At 54.0% G+C, this 14875-nt stretch carries 20 protein-coding genes and 1 pseudogene; 15 read left to right on the top strand and 6 right to left on the bottom strand.

Annotation, left to right across the window (positions count from 1 at the left end):
* Positions 1 to 21: 21 nt before the first annotated feature.
* From L3069_RS16885 to L3069_RS16865, 5 genes and pseudogenes are all read right to left on the bottom strand, one after another.
* Positions 22 to 1180, bottom strand: a pseudogene (locus L3069_RS16885) (RecT family recombinase); the annotation flags it as partial.
* Positions 1146 to 4121, bottom strand: coding sequence for a RecE family exodeoxyribonuclease (locus L3069_RS16880; protein ID WP_039270070.1), 2976 nt, complete (start codon positions 4119 to 4121; stop codon positions 1146 to 1148). The gene L3069_RS16880 and the pseudogene L3069_RS16885, both read right to left, overlap by 35 nt.
* Positions 4122 to 4261: 140 nt before the next feature.
* Entirely contained in the window at positions 4262 to 4423 is a 162-nt protein-coding gene (locus L3069_RS16875; RefSeq protein WP_039270072.1) for a YdaE family protein, read from the bottom strand.
* 7 nt (positions 4424 to 4430) lie between these two features.
* Positions 4431 to 4628, bottom strand: a complete 198-nt coding sequence (locus L3069_RS16870; RefSeq protein ID WP_039270074.1) for a DUF1482 family protein — start codon at positions 4626 to 4628, stop codon at positions 4431 to 4433.
* On the bottom strand, positions 4628 to 4834 hold the full coding sequence (locus tag L3069_RS16865) for a hypothetical protein (protein WP_039270076.1): 207 nt from the start codon (positions 4832 to 4834) through the stop codon (positions 4628 to 4630). Before L3069_RS16865 ends, L3069_RS16870 begins: the two co-directional genes overlap by 1 nt.
* 120 nt (positions 4835 to 4954) lie before the next feature.
* Between L3069_RS16865 and L3069_RS16860 the strand changes: the two genes are divergently transcribed.
* On the top strand, positions 4955 to 5170 hold the full coding sequence (locus L3069_RS16860) for a hypothetical protein (RefSeq protein WP_039270078.1): 216 nt from the start codon (positions 4955 to 4957) through the stop codon (positions 5168 to 5170).
* Positions 5171 to 5569: 399 nt separating this feature from the next.
* Here the strand turns inward: L3069_RS16860 and L3069_RS16855 are convergent, their stop codons facing one another.
* Entirely contained in the window at positions 5570 to 5983 is a 414-nt protein-coding gene (locus L3069_RS16855) for a helix-turn-helix domain-containing protein (RefSeq protein ID WP_017693529.1), read from the bottom strand.
* 120 nt (positions 5984 to 6103) lie between these two features.
* Here L3069_RS16855 and L3069_RS16850 point away from each other — a divergent pair, with 120 nt between their 5' ends.
* The 14 genes from L3069_RS16850 (at position 6104) to L3069_RS16785 (ending at position 14874) form a co-directional block, all read left to right on the top strand.
* Entirely contained in the window at positions 6104 to 6334 is a 231-nt protein-coding gene (locus tag L3069_RS16850) for a helix-turn-helix domain-containing protein (RefSeq protein ID WP_236901890.1), read from the top strand.
* Between the two features lie 2 nt (positions 6335 to 6336).
* Positions 6337 to 6879, top strand: a complete 543-nt coding sequence (locus L3069_RS16845; protein WP_039270083.1) for a toxin YdaT domain-containing protein — start codon at positions 6337 to 6339, stop codon at positions 6877 to 6879.
* A 15-nt stretch (positions 6880 to 6894) separates the two neighbouring features.
* A complete protein-coding gene (locus tag L3069_RS16840; protein ID WP_032665960.1) occupies positions 6895 to 7143 on the top strand; it encodes a hypothetical protein in 249 nt (82 codons plus the stop codon).
* Between the two features lie 173 nt (positions 7144 to 7316).
* Positions 7317 to 8309: a replication protein gene (locus tag L3069_RS16835; protein WP_039270085.1), complete on the top strand. Its 993-nt coding sequence runs from the start codon at positions 7317 to 7319 to the stop codon at positions 8307 to 8309.
* Positions 8293 to 8985 (top strand): replication protein P, encoded by a 693-nt coding sequence (locus L3069_RS16830; RefSeq protein WP_039270087.1) that lies wholly within the window; start codon positions 8293 to 8295, stop codon positions 8983 to 8985. The genes L3069_RS16835 and L3069_RS16830 overlap by 17 nt, the downstream gene beginning before the upstream one ends.
* 11 nt (positions 8986 to 8996) lie before the next feature.
* Positions 8997 to 9683, top strand: a complete 687-nt coding sequence (locus L3069_RS16825; protein ID WP_039270089.1) for a DUF1627 domain-containing protein — start codon at positions 8997 to 8999, stop codon at positions 9681 to 9683.
* A 3-nt stretch (positions 9684 to 9686) separates the two neighbouring features.
* Positions 9687 to 9947 (top strand): DUF977 family protein, encoded by a 261-nt coding sequence (locus tag L3069_RS16820; RefSeq protein ID WP_039270092.1) that lies wholly within the window; start codon positions 9687 to 9689, stop codon positions 9945 to 9947.
* On the top strand, positions 9944 to 10411 hold the full coding sequence (locus L3069_RS16815) for a hypothetical protein (protein ID WP_053337477.1): 468 nt from the start codon (positions 9944 to 9946) through the stop codon (positions 10409 to 10411). The genes L3069_RS16820 and L3069_RS16815 overlap by 4 nt, the downstream gene beginning before the upstream one ends.
* A gap of 184 nt (positions 10412 to 10595) precedes the next feature.
* A complete protein-coding gene (locus tag L3069_RS16810) occupies positions 10596 to 11054 on the top strand; it encodes a hypothetical protein (RefSeq protein WP_053337476.1) in 459 nt (152 codons plus the stop codon).
* On the top strand, positions 11054 to 11311 hold the full coding sequence (locus L3069_RS16805) for a hypothetical protein (RefSeq protein ID WP_039270094.1): 258 nt from the start codon (positions 11054 to 11056) through the stop codon (positions 11309 to 11311). The genes L3069_RS16810 and L3069_RS16805 overlap by 1 nt, the downstream gene beginning before the upstream one ends.
* Positions 11308 to 13287, top strand: a complete 1980-nt coding sequence (locus L3069_RS16800) for a DNA cytosine methyltransferase (RefSeq protein ID WP_039270096.1) — start codon at positions 11308 to 11310, stop codon at positions 13285 to 13287. Before L3069_RS16805 ends, L3069_RS16800 begins: the two co-directional genes overlap by 4 nt.
* A gap of 143 nt (positions 13288 to 13430) precedes the next feature.
* Complete coding sequence (locus tag L3069_RS16795) at positions 13431 to 13664, top strand: DinI family protein (protein WP_006811588.1); 234 nt, start codon at positions 13431 to 13433, stop codon at positions 13662 to 13664.
* Between the two features lie 404 nt (positions 13665 to 14068).
* Positions 14069 to 14668 (top strand): DUF1367 family protein, encoded by a 600-nt coding sequence (locus L3069_RS16790; protein ID WP_017693509.1) that lies wholly within the window; start codon positions 14069 to 14071, stop codon positions 14666 to 14668.
* Between the two features lie 5 nt (positions 14669 to 14673).
* The gene (locus tag L3069_RS16785) at positions 14674 to 14874 is read left to right on the top strand and encodes a hypothetical protein (RefSeq protein ID WP_039270100.1); all 201 of its coding nucleotides are present in this window, start codon (positions 14674 to 14676) and stop codon (positions 14872 to 14874) included.
* Position 14875: the final 1 nt, after the last annotated feature.

Below are 14875 nucleotides of genomic sequence, written 5' to 3'. Positions count from 1 at the left end.
GGGCGGACCCTCCCGCCTCCCTTAGTCCACGTATTCCGGTTTCATGTCCGCCAGGGTGATGCTGAACTGATCGTGCAGCTCTTCGCCCAGGTGACGCTTTGAAGATGCGAGCACACGCTCGGCTTCCGCGAATCGCTCTGTCGCGTCTGGTTCTTCCGGAGAAGGTAGGGAGTTGATCGCCGCTTCCACCTTGTTACGTGCATCGACCAGGTAGTATCGCTTAACGGCTTTGTTTTTCAGCTCGGTGAACAGTGCGGATCCAAGCGTCGCTTTAGCCGTTTCGATGTCTGCACGGACCGCTTTGGCGCTATCCACATCCTGAGCGGCTTCAATGCGGTCGCGGAAATCCTGGGCTAGGGTGTCGATATTTACAGATGGCTCCTGAGGATCCTGCGTGTTTACTACATTTTCACCTTTGATATCAGCCAGGCTCATTTTCTGAACTGGTGCCGGGTTAATTTCCCTTTCGGTGGGCTGCTCAATCTCATCAGGCGTGTAAACGCCTAGGATCACGTGTGGGCAGTACAAGCGCGCCCAATATTTCACGCCGAGGTAGGCTATTTGCTGGTCCGGCTTTGAAACCCACAGCGGCGAATTTCGAGTAACCACCTGCGACAGGTAAAGAGGTTTATCCCAGGTGATTTCACTTTCCCCACGAAGAATGGCTCCGACTTCAACATAGAGTCCTTCTTCGTCTTCATCAGTCCAGTCGCGAACGCGTTCGGTCACGGTGTACTTACCATTCTTACCCATTTTTTCACGGGTCACTTCTTTGGTTTTGGTGCAACGTTCCCAGTCGCCGCCGTAGCGATAATGAAAACGGCCATGAATGGCACTGGAACTGGTAATTACAGCGTTAACAAGCTGCGCTTCGTAACCCAACTGGCCGTTGACGAGGTGAGTTTTTTGCGCCACCGCGTAAGGGTTCATGCCCCACTGCATGGCTTGCATAACAATCGCCATGCAATCCGCAGGCTTACCTGCCAGGTGAGCAGGTACTGTAACGACAGACTGGGCCATCAGCCCGGCGAAAGCCTGCAACTGACCCAATGCCTGAACGTTGAAAATTGAGTTGCTGGCAGAGATAGTGTTAGGAGCTTGCTGCTCAGCAGTTACGATATTCATGTTTTCCATCATCATTCCCCTTATGCCTGTGTACGCAGCGCTTCGAGGCGGCGCAGGTCGAAGTCGTTCAGTTCGTCGGTGTAGTCGGCAGTGATTGGTGCTGGCCATTCACCTGTGTCGAATCCGGTTGCGATAGCGCGCATCGCTTTGCGGTACTCGAGCATGCCCAGCTCCAGCAGTTCAGCGGATGCCTCGATGATGGCGATCCAGTGGTAGTTCTCGTCTTTGTTGACGAAAATCCAGAAGAATTGGTCCAGCGCCGCGGTTTCGCAGTACATGGCCGCGCTCAGGTGGTAGTCGCGGTCAATGATTTCCCGGTGCAGTCTGGCGCGCAGGCTTTCCTGCTTTACGTTCCACATGCTGATAGTTTTCAGGTCTGCGCCGATACGCACACCGTCCAGGTCGATCTCAAGGTCAGGGCGCACACGAACTTCCAGGCCCGTCTCCTCGTCAAAGCCGAAGTAACTCACCTCGACGGCGCGGCCCGGGTGGGTCAGCAGCATGCCGGCGGTCGGGTGAGCCAGAAGCGCTTTTTGAATATTCAGCGCGGTGCTCAGCTGCTGGCGGGTGACCAGCACTTTTCCTTCCGGATTCTCGCGCCAGGCATCCAGCAGCTCGTCGGCAAAAACAGCATCTGGTTTGACTGCTTTCACGGCCTGAATTAGATCGGACTTGGTGCCAGAAACTTTCAGCGGCTGTGGCTTCTGCGCTTCCTGCGCCACCATGTCAGGGTTGATGATCGCTAACTGCTCGAGCAGCGCGTCACGGCTACCGCTGGTTTTCACCTGCGGGGGCAGGGTGGCGTTGTACTCTTTGATGCAGGCTTTCATCGCGTTGGCGGTCTGCTTCTGGTCTGCGTCAATACGCTGGAAGTCAGCTGGCAGTGCCATATAGTTCTGCGCCGTTTCTTCCAGGTTAGCGCCCAGCGGCACCTGCGCGGGGAGGGTGGCGTTGTACTCTTCCAGTAATACCTTGATGTCGTCGGCAGACAGCAGCGCCGGCAGGCTGGCGTTGTACTCATCGATAAAGGCGCGCAGGGTCGCGGCTGTTGTGAATGCGCCTTCCGGGATAGCCGGTTCAATGCTGAATTCTGCGTCCAGCTGTTCAGGCTGCAACGCCAGCGCATGCACTAAGTTGCCCATGTCCAGCACTGCGGAACGCTCTTTGACGATGGTTTTCTCAACGTGGCGCGCATTGAAGTACATCAGCGATACGCGCGCATCTTTCACCTGGGTTGAGCTGATGCCGTTGGCAGCGTGGTAAACCTCGTTCGGAAGACCTTCATAGCGGCCTGGCTCGAAATAAGCAGGATATTCAACAGCTGGTTCTTCCTGATGCACTTCTGGTTCGTTTTGTACCGATTCTGGTTCGCTTTGAGTAGGTTCTGGCTCTTCCTGGCTGACAGAATCTGTTTTTTGGTGAACACCAGCCTGCTCCTGGTTAGTGAGGCTTGGTGCGGCTGCGGCCAGTAGCTCTGCCGGAACTACGGTAACTGCTTGCGTATCAGCTGCATCAGCGCCTTCGCCTGGTTGTACCGGATCAGTATTTTCGACTTTCTCTGGCTGAGTCGTTTCCATCTGCACATCGCTGGTGGTCTCCGCTGCGTTTTCCGTTTTTTCGGCTTCATTTGAGGCGTTTTGGTTGAGCAGGGCATCAATGGAAAATATGCCGTTGCCCATACTTGTGATTTTCGGTTGTCCTTTCGCTTCCTCGGCGCGGCGGCGCGCACCTTCTTCACGAATCCGTTGTAAATTCTCTTCGTGAGTAGTGGTGGCCACACGCTGGGTTATTTCCCATTTCGGATCTGTTGGGTCGCTAATACCCTCGACAAACTCACCACGTTCGGCTGCCAGCTGCTTGTCCACGTTTTCACGTGAAATACCTGGAGCGGCAGAAGGCAGCGGCATTAACTCTGTTGTCGAATTGAAATTTGTTGTCATCGTTCGATTAACAAATTCCAAGTGAGCAGCAGGCGTCTTGTGGATGTTCTCAGGAGCGATACGCACCAGGTTAAAAATTGCCGTCCGGTTAACCGCCAGAACGCCGGGCTGGTTGCGCAGAATGCTGCTCCATGATTTCCACGGCTCCTCTTTTTTAGCGACAATTTCCTTCGCGCGGCGCAGAACGCTGCCTGGTATTTCGTGTGGGTTGAAATCCATGGGAAGCAGGGCGCAGGCAATTTCAAGATCAAGAGAATCAAGCGTATGGTGTGCGCCTTCGCCACGATCAGTGACATATCCGCCGTCGGCGTTGGTACCGGAATCGGTGCGCTGAACATTGCTGATGCGGTTACCGGCGGCCCATTCGCGCGCCAGGATGCCACGGTCGATGTAATCAGTTTTGAACCACACCGTCAGGAACTGGATAACTGTTGCCAGTTCCGGTTTTTTACCGTCGACAGGGAAGGCTTTCTTAACGGCATTCACGACTTTATGGATATCGTGCTCAATGGCTTTTTTGAATGCTTCCACATTCTCAGCAGCCAGCAGCAGGTTTTGGGCGTACGCGTCATCAGTGTCCATCTCAAGGCGGACAATCTCGTTTTTCTGCCCAGCGTCGACGTGATAGAGATATTCACCATCACCGATGAACTGAGCCAGTACACGCTGACGGAATGGCAGGGTGGCAACGACGATCAGGTTCGGCTGCTCTGACTGCTGAGATTCTTCTGCGGTGCTGTCTTCAATATCTGCGTCGTCGACAGACTCATCTTCAGCCTGTTGTTTAACATTCCAGGTGCGCTGGTCTTCGGCCAGTTCATAACGATCGCACCAGGTGAAATCAACGTCGCCTTCTTCTGGCAGGTCGTTGTACACCGGGAAATCAGTGCGAATCGGTTTGGTGTAGTCCTTACCGCGACCCGTTTCGATGCCTGCGTCTTCCAGCTCAACATCGAGCGTCAGCGCAGCGCGCGCTTCGGATTTTGCAGTGAACCAAATCACTGCATCTTGCTTACCGGATTTCTGAGTGGCCTTGACCACATAAAAGAATTCCATGTGAGATCCTCATTTTTGGGTGTTAGAATCCCCGGGCCATTGATAGCGCCCATTGGGTGTCTTTTTTGGTTTGGTATAAATTCCGGTGTAACTTTGGTCGGTACCACCGGACGTAGATCCCGCCTTGCGCGGGTTTTACGTTAGCCTTCGTGAGCCATCTGGTCGTGCGAAGCGCAACGTCTGGAACAGTACTCTTTCTCTTTGCGCGCAAGCAGTGAGCCGTTGCGATAGAGAAGGGTGCTTTTGACCACCTCCTCGGGTTTAACCGGTTTGCCGCAGTATCCGCATTCGGTCTGCATCATCATCTCCTCAGAACTTAACTGTGGTTTCCGCTGGTACTTCTTCGTTGCGGACGATCCTTTCAACTGGATAGCAGTTACCTGACACCTTCTGGTCAATGGCTGCCTGCTCGCATTGCTGCTGGTCGTCGTAAACATCGAGAACAACATCCTGAAATTCACCATTGGTCATGCTGATGGTCAGGACGAGTGCGAATAACGAACCCATCAGTGCAGCCCCGTTCCGGCGGGAACCAGATGCGGCTCCATGCTGCGAGAGGCATAAGGGCGGCGAATGTGGCGCAGATTGCCCTGCGGCTCATGCCAGTAAGTGCCTTCGCTGTAGTTAAAAGAAACCAGCCATGCTGCGCCGGTACGTTGGTTGCGCATTTGAACGGCGCGACCGCTGTTTGGTACTGCTGGATTAGCTTTCATCTCAATCCCCTTAAGTAGTGCCTGTTTTGTTAACCCGCTCAGGCGGCGCGGGTTCCTTGCTTTCCACAGTCAAAGGAATTCGGTACTCTGTCATTTCCACAGTCAAAACAAGGAAATGTCATGAAATTCAAACTCATCTCAGGCAATCGCACGATTGATTCAGTTGCCTACGATTTGGCGCTTTCGATTGCCTCAAAAGAAACTTCAACAACCACTCCGGCCTTAGTGTTGGCGAAGGTCATGGAGCTGATGCCTGAATGCATCAAGCTTGTTTCCGAAAAAGCTTCCGAAGAAAGCAAGCTGAAGACCGGTAAAGTTCGGCCGCTTGTCCTTTAAGAGATCGGCCATATAGCTCGGTCATAACATCTTCCAGCGAGCCGCTTGCATAAATTGAGTGGCCGCTGTTCAAAACAATTCTCACCACCTCACCGCCCGCCCCACTATCGTAGGATTCAAGGTAGGTAACGCTTCTACTGTGAATCACAACAACACGATCATCATCGCCAGTTATTGTTGTTAATCGAAATTTACCTCTCATGGGTCCTCTCCTCATTTGCCCTTGTCGCCAGGCTGGCGGAACGTTTATCACCTGACAACGGTGCGCTTGTTGTCGATGAACTGAAGAGTACAACCAAAGGTTCGATAAGTAAAGCCTAAATGGAACTCAAAGTTCTATTTTGGGGTAAAAAAAGACACCGTAGAGGTGTCATGTTTTTGTACTGGGCGGGAATGGGGCTATTTCTTGAGATCGTTCATGATGTCGTAAACATCATTCTTGAGTAAGTCCATTTCTTTCACCACACCCCTGGTGTGGATGATCAAACGGAGCTTTTCAGCTTCAGGCAACTGATTAAAGAGAGATAACAGGGTTTGTTCCTGTTCATCAAGAACGCGAGGTAATGTCGGAAGCTCTTCTCCATTCTCCCCTTCTGTGCCCGGTTCCATAAAGAACCAGTACTCAGGCCTACCAGTTACGGCTGACAGCCTTTTAAGGCGATCGCCGCTTGCAGCTGCTGCACCATTCGCCCATTTACGCACTGAGGTATGTGAAAGCATCACGCGCCTGGCTAAATCAGCCATGCTCCAGCCGTTTTCCTCCATCACTTGATGGATTCTTTTGGCAAACACAGGGTGAGGAGTTTTATTCATATTTTCATTTTACAACCAATGGTTTTATAGTTCATCAGAACTATTGGTTTGATTTTTGTTGGAACCAAAAGTTTTAAATGTTATTCTCCTGCCACCATAAACGAACACGCAGGTCAACAAATGGATAACCAACTTAAAAACAAAATCAGTAGCCATATGACGCAAGTAGGCATTGGAGAATGCTTTGGCATTTCTTCACAGGCCGTCGGTAAGTGGCTTCGGAAAGGAAAGATACCTCACGGTCGTATTTTGCCACTCTGTCGGATTCTTGAGTGGCAGGTTACACCTCATGAAATCGACCCTGTGACATATCCAAATCCCACAGACGGGCTGCCAAAACAGGAGTCCTGAACATGCACGCCATTTCATATCAACAAAATACCGGATTACATCCGGGGGCGATGATAAATCGCAATCAGCCAGGCGCGGCAGATAAGCACGAACAGATCCGAGACGCCGTTCGTGCCTGGGCTGCGTCACTGGATAACCAGGATGTCGTTGCCTGGATCATCGTTGAGGAGTGGGAACGACAGGGCGGCGCCGGGCTGGAATTTCCCGAAGACCTGAGCCGTAAGCGTCAGAAACTCTTCCGCTGGCTCGATGGTGATACGGAGTATGCGCGCAAAAACATCAGCCAGCTGTCGCCCGCGATCATCGCCGTTCTACCGCTTGAGTTCCGTGGACGTCTGGTACCTCAGGACTGCTTTATGACGCGCTATGCAGCGATGGAGAAGGAGATCGGCGAAGCGAAACGCGCGGTGATTCTGAGGGCGCCGCAGCACCAGCTGGTGAAAGAGGTGAGGGAGGGCATTGAACACCTGCTGGCGCTTCTGCCTGGGGAGGCTGTTGTTCAGGTTCTGAGTGGTCTCGCAGTCATGGGCCCGGGCGTCATGTGAGGTGTGCAGTGAATCATGTCGAATTTATTGAAAAGCACGTTCGCGAAGAACTTATCCGGCAGGGCTTCACCGCAGCTGTGGCGCAGGGGGGGGGCATTTCAGGCCGTCGATATGTACAAGCGAATGTCTCAGGCAAGTCGTAAGGGGAGAATTTTCGATGATGTTTTGCGTCACGCGAAGTTATGGGCAGAAAAACAGACAGTGCCGGCAGATCGGTTTGAGTCGAAGCGCATCAAGCGCGGTAAGCAGCAGGGGCTGTTCTAAAAGGGTGAAAGCCGCGGTGAGGGGGCACCAACGGCTTTCGGGTGCAAAAACGGGACGTAATTGCGAGGTCATTATGACAAACGCATGTACTAAACACCAGGCTAAAGGGGCATAGCATGTCAAATGTCGCTTATGCCGATTTTGCGGCACGTAGTGCCATCAGGAGCAACCGGATGGAGAACCAGAAGACCGGGTTCATCCCGTTGTACCGGAGCGTACTGAAGAAGCCCTGGGCGAAAGATGTGTTCCTGCGCACGTTGTGGGAGAACCTTCTTTTGGGTGCTGCACGTCAGCCCTACACGGCGAACTTTAAAGGCCGTCAATGGCCCTTACAAACCGGACAACTGGTAACCACAACGGCCGATTTGGGGCTGAAATTATGCGACCGGGAAGGGAAGCCGAGTAGTCGTCACGCCGTGGACAGGATGCTTGATGTTTTCGAACGCGAAGGAATGATTTCTCGTTCTGGAGAGAAGCGAAAAGGCACTGTGATAACCATCACAAATTATGAGCAATATGCTCAAAAAATAGACGATTTACCCGCGCAATTCCCCGCGCATAACGGCGAGCATATCACCGCGCATGACGAAGCCAGTAGTGGCGCGGCTTGCGAGGGTCATGCCGCGCATTTACCCGCGCATAAGACCGCGCAATTCCCCGCGCATCATGAACAACAATATAATAACAACAATATAAATAATAAGATCTCTTCGTCTCGGAATTCTGAAGAATCCCGAAACGAGGCGACTCAAAAATTCCTCTCTCGTCACCCTGAAGCTGCCGACGGAATCTACACCCCGGCAGGAAAATCATGGGGTACTGCTGACGATCTCAAAGCCGCTCGCTGGATACACTCCCTGCGCCTGACGGTCAATGCCAGCCTGAGCGAACCGAAATGGGTCGAATGGGCTAACACAATCCGCCTGATGCGCGTCCAGGACAAACGTACGCACTTCGAGATTTGCGATCTGTTCAAGTGGGCCAACAAGGATGATTTCTGGAAAGACAACATCCTGAGCCCGTCAAGTCTGCGCAGGAAGTGGGACGACCTAACTACCAAGCGCCTGCGTAGCGGTGGACAGACAACGAAGACCACTGCCAAGGGCAAGGTCGATTTCAACAACACAGACTGGATCAACGGGGTGTTCGATGAAAAGTCTTTCTGAGCAGATGGTCAGCATAGACCGTGAAAATTTTGCGCGCATAGCACGCGGCATGCCTGAATTGCCGGATGCGCAGGACACGCCCGCTGAGCAGACCGCTGAAATCTTCAACGCGCTGTTTAGCGCCTTGCGTGCAACATTCCCGGCCAGCGTGCATAGCTTCAGCGACCAGTCTGAGTTTGACGAACTGCGCCGCCAGTGGGCTCAGGCATTTCGTGAAAACGGGATCACCACCATGGAACAGGTAAACGCCGGGCTGCGCATTGCACGTCGCCAGGAACGCCCGTTCCTGCCGTCGCCAGGTCAGTTCATCGCATGGTGTCGGGAAGGTAATGGCGCTCTCGGTATCACCGTTGACGATGTCATGTCCGAATACTGGCGCTGGCGAAAGCTGGTTTTTCGCTACCCGACCAGTGAGCAATACCCGTGGAGCCAGCCCGTGCTCTATCACATTTGCCTGGAACTGCGCAGACGCGGTACTGACGGCCAGCTCAGCGAGAAAGAACTTGTTCGCGTTGCTGGTGATCTACTCCACGACTGGGAAATGCGTGTTCTTGATGGAAAACCTGTTCCACCAGTACGCCGGGCACTAACCGCACCAGCTCAGGATCGAGGCCCGACTCCGGCGCAGATGCTAATGGCGAAATACAAACAGCGAAAAGACGCTGGACTGATTTGAGAGGCAATCACATGGAAACCGTAATTCAAGCACTGGAAAAAATGGGCCGGGCGACATACCGCGAAGTTGCTGCCCGTCTTGATATCGACCCGGTCGATGCGCTCACCATGTTACGTGAGCAGCGTGATCAGGGGTTGTGCGATTTTGGCGATGGCGGCTGGTTCCTCGGTACCGTGACAGGTAAGCCTCAGCAGCCAACGCTAAAGGCTCCTGTGAATCCGGCCCCGCGTCTGAAAGGTGAGGAGCCGGAACCCGTTGATCCTGATGTCGTCCGACAGCAGCTGCGTGAGCAGGGGGCAATGACGACAGTTTCGCTGGCTGCGGCCGTCAATCGCAATGCCCGCGGAATGGTCTCTGTTCTTCGCGCGCTGGAGCGCCAGGGCGTTGTGGTGAAGAACGGGAAGGGCAAAGGCGTTACCTGGTCCCTTGCTGTTGTTACAGAACCCGTTAAGCAAGAACCGGTACCGGAGGCACCTGCCGCGCCGGAAGAAGCAAAACCAGTCGAACAGATCGTGAGTGAAATCCCCTCGTTCACCGAAGGGCGCACCGCAGTCGAAGCGGTACCAGCGGTGCGGGACATTTCTCGCGAAATCCGCCGTACCAGAAACAAGCTGGAGCAACTGACCAAACTGCGTGACGCGGTTCGTGTTATTGGTCGCCACAAAAATCTCGTGCAGCAGCTGACAGGGAGGGAATAACCGATGGCCAGAAAGAAAACCGACAAAGAACGCGCCCTGATCATCAACCGAATTATCGAACTGGTGAAGGAGCAGGGGCGCATCACCACGAATGATGTCGTTGCGATGTTCAGCCTGCACCGGACCACAGCGGAGAAATATCTCCGCGTAGCGGTGGAGCAGGGTGGCCTGGTTCGCCACGGGCGATGCGGTATCTTCCGTGACCTGCGGGCAACAATCGACTTTGACCTGAAACGTTTTTCACACAGCAAGGCGGCAGCATGATCACCGAGAAAGACAACGTTTTTTATTGTGACTGCGGTTTCTCCTTTGAGAGGGGGCGCAGCGGTGCGCATAGCTGTGAAACTGGTTTGCGTAAGAAAATTGCCGAATCGGAAGCCAAGCTCGCTGCGCTGGCTGTGGAGAATGCGGGGCTGAAAAAAGTCTCGGCAACTGACAGCGAAACAATGCTGTTGGCTTTGGACGCATTCAACACACACGGCTCCACGAGGCCTGATGCGGGCTTAAAGCAGGCGATAAATTTCGTAATGCAACGTAGACAAACCCCGGCCACCGACGCTTTCCTAGCTGAAGTGAGGGCGCAGGGTGTTGAGATGTTTGCTGCACATAAGCGAGAGCGACAACAGGCTTTGCGTAGCCGAAGCATGAGGATGTCTGAAGAGGCTGCTGGCATGGCTGCTGATGCTGAGAACTTCGCCGACGAGCTTCGCAAGGGAGTGCAGTCATGAGCATGAAAACTGATATCAATGAACTCCCGCCTAACATTAGCTGTGGCGTCCGCCGGCGCTGGCACGCTCAACGTGGGCAACGAAATAGCCGTGGCGGGAGATATCAGCGCCTGCCGTCACGACAGAATTTAAGAAAATGGATTGCAAAGCGCTTGATTGCAGAAGTTTTAGCGGAGGCCGCCCAATGAGCACTACCCTAAACGAATGGCTCCAGAAGACAATCGCGGAGCTTGAAGAAGAGCGCGATTCTGTGCCCGGCGCTATAAACGAAGATGCGGCCATGGCGCTGGAGGCAATGAAACTGGCGCTGGCAATGCTCGAAGCTGAGCCTGTGGCGTGGCTTTGGACTCATCCAGAACGCGAAAATGACGTATCACTGACAACGCCACACAATGACGAGGATGCGGAAGATGCTATGGCGTGTGGCTGGTCTGTTCAACCTCTTTACACCGCCATGCTTCAGGGTGCCGGCGGCAACATTGGTAAACCGCTAACCATCAAACTACCAGACATCAGTTCAAAGGCCTTCTGGAGCGGTACCGGGAAGAATGAGACCTTCCACCCTGAAACCTACCGTCGCTGGGTGAAAGAAGCTATCGAAACCAGCTGTACCATCGCCCGTGTCGATGTGGAGGTGAAATAGTGGATCCTTTACTCCAGTACGCTTGCAGAAGGGTTACCGAACTGGAAACCCTTCTGCTGGTGGACGTGCAGGATACCGTCTGGCCTGCCGAAGTTGAAATGGTCTTCAGCCAGATTGAAAACGCCGGGGATCTCCCGGCACACCACCAGCGCCGCCTGAAACATCACATCAACCGGATGTGGCTTGAGAAAATGCCGGTACCGTCGATTATCGTTGCTGCCCGTTCGCTGGCCGCCGCCATGGAGGAATACGCGTGAGAGAAATTATTGTCGATAACTTTGCTGGCGGCGGCGGGGCGAGTACAGGCATTGAAATGGCTATCGGGCGCAGTGTGGATATTGCAATCAACCATGACCCGAACGCCGTTGCGATGCACACCACCAACCACCCGGACACGTTGCACTATTGCGAATCCGTCTACGAGGTCCGGCCAAAGATTGCGACCGCTGGACGCCCGGTTGCGCTGGCATGGTTTTCCCCCGATTGCCGTCACTTTTCGAAAGCCAAGGGTGCCAAACCAGTCGAAAAAGCTATTCGGGGACTGGCCTGGGTTGTTCTGCGCTGGGGGCTGGATGTTAAGCCGAGAGTGATGAAACTCGAGAACGTCGAAGAGTTCAAAACGTGGGGGCCGCTGCTCGCCGGGGAAATGCGGCCGGATCCTACCCGCGCTGGCGAAACTTTTGAGGCATTCATTGGCATGCTGACCACTGGCATATCAGAGGATCATCCTGCGCTGGCGGAATGCTGTGAATTTCTGAATATTTCGTTGGACAGCGAGGAGGCTGCACGCCTGGTAAAAGGCCTGGGCTATGCCGTTGAGTATCGCGAGCTTCGTGCCTGTGATTATGGTGCCCCGACGATCAGAAAGCGTTTCTTCATGGTTATGCGTTGTGATGGGAAGCCGATTGTATGGCCGGAACCAACGCACGGGGATCCGAAATCTCCAGCAGTGCAGGCTGGCAAGCTGGCACCGTGGCGAACAGCTGCTGAATGCATCGACTGGTCGATTGCCGCGCCGTCAATTTTTGGCCGTAAAAAGCCGCTGGCAGATAACACTCTGAAGCGGATCGCCCGGGGAATTCAGCGTTTCGTCCTGGACAATCCGACGCCGTTTATCGTGAAGTGTAACCACACCAGCACCCGTTCGGGCTATGACTGTTTCAGAGGCCAGAGCCTGAATGAGCCTTTACAGACCATCACAAAAAAACACGGCTACGCAATCGCAGTACCGCACCTGACGAAGTTCCGCACGGGAGCCACCGGGCAGGAAGTCACTGAACCGGTACCGACGATTACCGCAGGTACATCGAAGCGTCCGGGCGGCAACGGGCATGCACTGGGAATGGTAGAAGCCGCGCTTACACCTTTCCTGGCTGGTAACGGCGGCAGTGAATATCAGGCAAAGCCGCGCCCGCTGGAAAAGCCTGCGCATACAATCCTGAAACAGTCCCGGGCCTGCGTTGTTGCACCGGTTATCGTCCGGCAGTTCGGCGCCAGTACAGGACATCGGGCAGACGAACCCAGCGCGACAATCACTGCTGGTGGTGGCGGCAAATCGCAGCTGGTGATGCCCACACTCATTCAGATGGGCTATGGCGAACGCCCGGGGCAGGAGCCGCGTGTGCTGCAACTGGATAACCCGTTGGGTACCGTTACGGCAGGAGGCAATAAATTCGCCACTGTGAGCGCGTTCCTGGCGAAGCACTACGGCGGGAATTACCAGGGCGCTGGCGTGGGCATGGACGAACCGATGCACTCTGTGACAACCGTCGATCACCATGCTGCGGTAACCTCTCATCTGGTGAAGCTGCGTGGCACCTGCCGGGACGGGCAGCGCACCGACCAGCCAATGCCGACAATTACCGCTGGCGGCACGCATGTGGGGGAGGTGAAAACTATGCTTGCCGTGGACGGGTACGACGAGCAGCGCGCGCAGCAGGCGCTGGAGTTCCTGCGTGAATATTGTGGCCCGGACAGCACAGGCCTGGTGACGCTGGATGGGGTGGTTTATCGCATAGTCGATATTGGCATGCGCATGCTGCAACCGCATGAGCTATACCGGGCGCAGGGCTTCCCGGAGTGGTACATCATCGACCAGGATTTCCGGGGCGTGAAGTACGCGAAGGATAAGCAGGTGGCGCGTTGTGGAAATGCTGTTCCTCCGCCATTCGCCGAAGCGCTGGTGAGGGCAAATCTTCCTGAACTTTGCCAGTCGAAAGAGATAGCAGCTTAAAATCATCTGATTATTCAACCCGCTACGGCGGGTTTAATTTTTTCCTACTGGCATAAAATTAGCATTTTGTGCTCTTGTTGCGTTGACCATTTTTCCAGGTAGGTGTACTGTATAAAAACACAGTATATGCAAAGGAGGCCACCATGAAAGTTGAATTAACCATTGATCGCACAAAGAAACTTCCAGATGGAGCAATGCCAGCGCTGGAAAAAGAACTGCTAAAACGGCTCCGAAATCAGTTCGAGGATTGCAGTCTGGTTGTTCGTCGTGCTGGTTCGGATGGATTAAGCGTTTATGGTGGGGCAAAGGAAGCGAAGAAGACGGTTGAAGGGATCCTTCAGGAAACCTGGGAAAGTGCAGACGACTGGTTCTATTAAGGGTGTACACAGGGGTAGCGCGCATTTTCAGAATACCGCAATTTGCGAATCCCTTTGATGCTGCTGCCGACAATTTCTAATCGCGTCTGTATGTCGCTCAGGGGGATTCCGTGGAGGGTGTAGTTCAGTCAGATCTGCGAGTGACCATAACCGATGGGAAAGGAAGGGAGCTGCTGTCCTTCAAGTTGGGGGCGGAAGAGCGCTATATAATTTCCACCAAAGATAGCTCCATAACTCACAGAAAACTAAGCAGGGATGATCATTACTGGTCCAAAGAAACCATTATGGAAGTTGTAAGGGAAATGGCTTCTAAAAATTGACTTGTCACTACGTACGCAATCATAATTCTTGAGCTGGCCTGAACAACCAGCAACCTGACCGCGATGCGCCACGGAGTGAACACCATGGCGCAGTTACAACTCATTAAGCAGTCCTCAGGGATCCTGATCCCGGCTACGCCGGAGACCAGCGATTTGCTGCAATCAAAAATCAAGCTCGGCGCCGTGCTGGTGGCCGACTTCAAACAGGTACGCAATCCTGCGTTTCATCGTCGCTTCTTCGCTCTGCTGAATCTGGGCTTCGAATACTGGGAGCCTACCGGCGGCGCAATCTCCTCCAACGAGCGCAAGCTGGTTACCGGCTACGCTAAATTCCTGGCTTCCTATGGCGGAAACGAAGGCGCACTGCTCGATGCCGCTGAGCACTATCTTGAGCAGGTTGCGAGCCGCCGTGTAACAAACGGGATCAGTCTCTGTAAATCCTTCGATGCATACCGCGCCTGGGTGACGATTCAGGCCGGGCATTACGACGCCATAAAGCTTCCAGATGGCACCCTTCAGAAACATCCTCGCAGCATCTCATTCGCGAACATGGACGAAATTGAGTTCCAGCAGCTGTACAAGGCCGCGCTTGATGTCCTCTGGCGCTGGATATTATCCAAAGCATTCAGGGACCAGCGCGAGGCGGAGAACGCCGCTGCGCAACTCATGAGCTTTGCGGGGTGACGGGAATGAAGAAGACCTGGTTCCATCATACCGATTGCACAACCCAGCAGGCCGAAGACCTCATGGCGGAATACCAGCGCCGCGGCGTGAAGGTAGAGCGCAGCCTGAACTCCGATTATCTCACCTGGACCGTAAGCGCCCGGCTGCCTGAAGGCAATAAACCACCGCGTATAAATCGCCGGTGGCAAAACCGGATATGGGGGTGAG

It is taken from the genome of Enterobacter cloacae complex sp. ECL411 (genome assembly GCF_021869665.1).
In the GTDB taxonomy this organism is placed as follows: domain Bacteria; phylum Pseudomonadota; class Gammaproteobacteria; order Enterobacterales; family Enterobacteriaceae; genus Enterobacter; species Enterobacter intestinihominis.
Note: the sequence above shows the minus strand (reverse complement) of the source record. Positions and strands in the feature narration are given on the sequence as shown.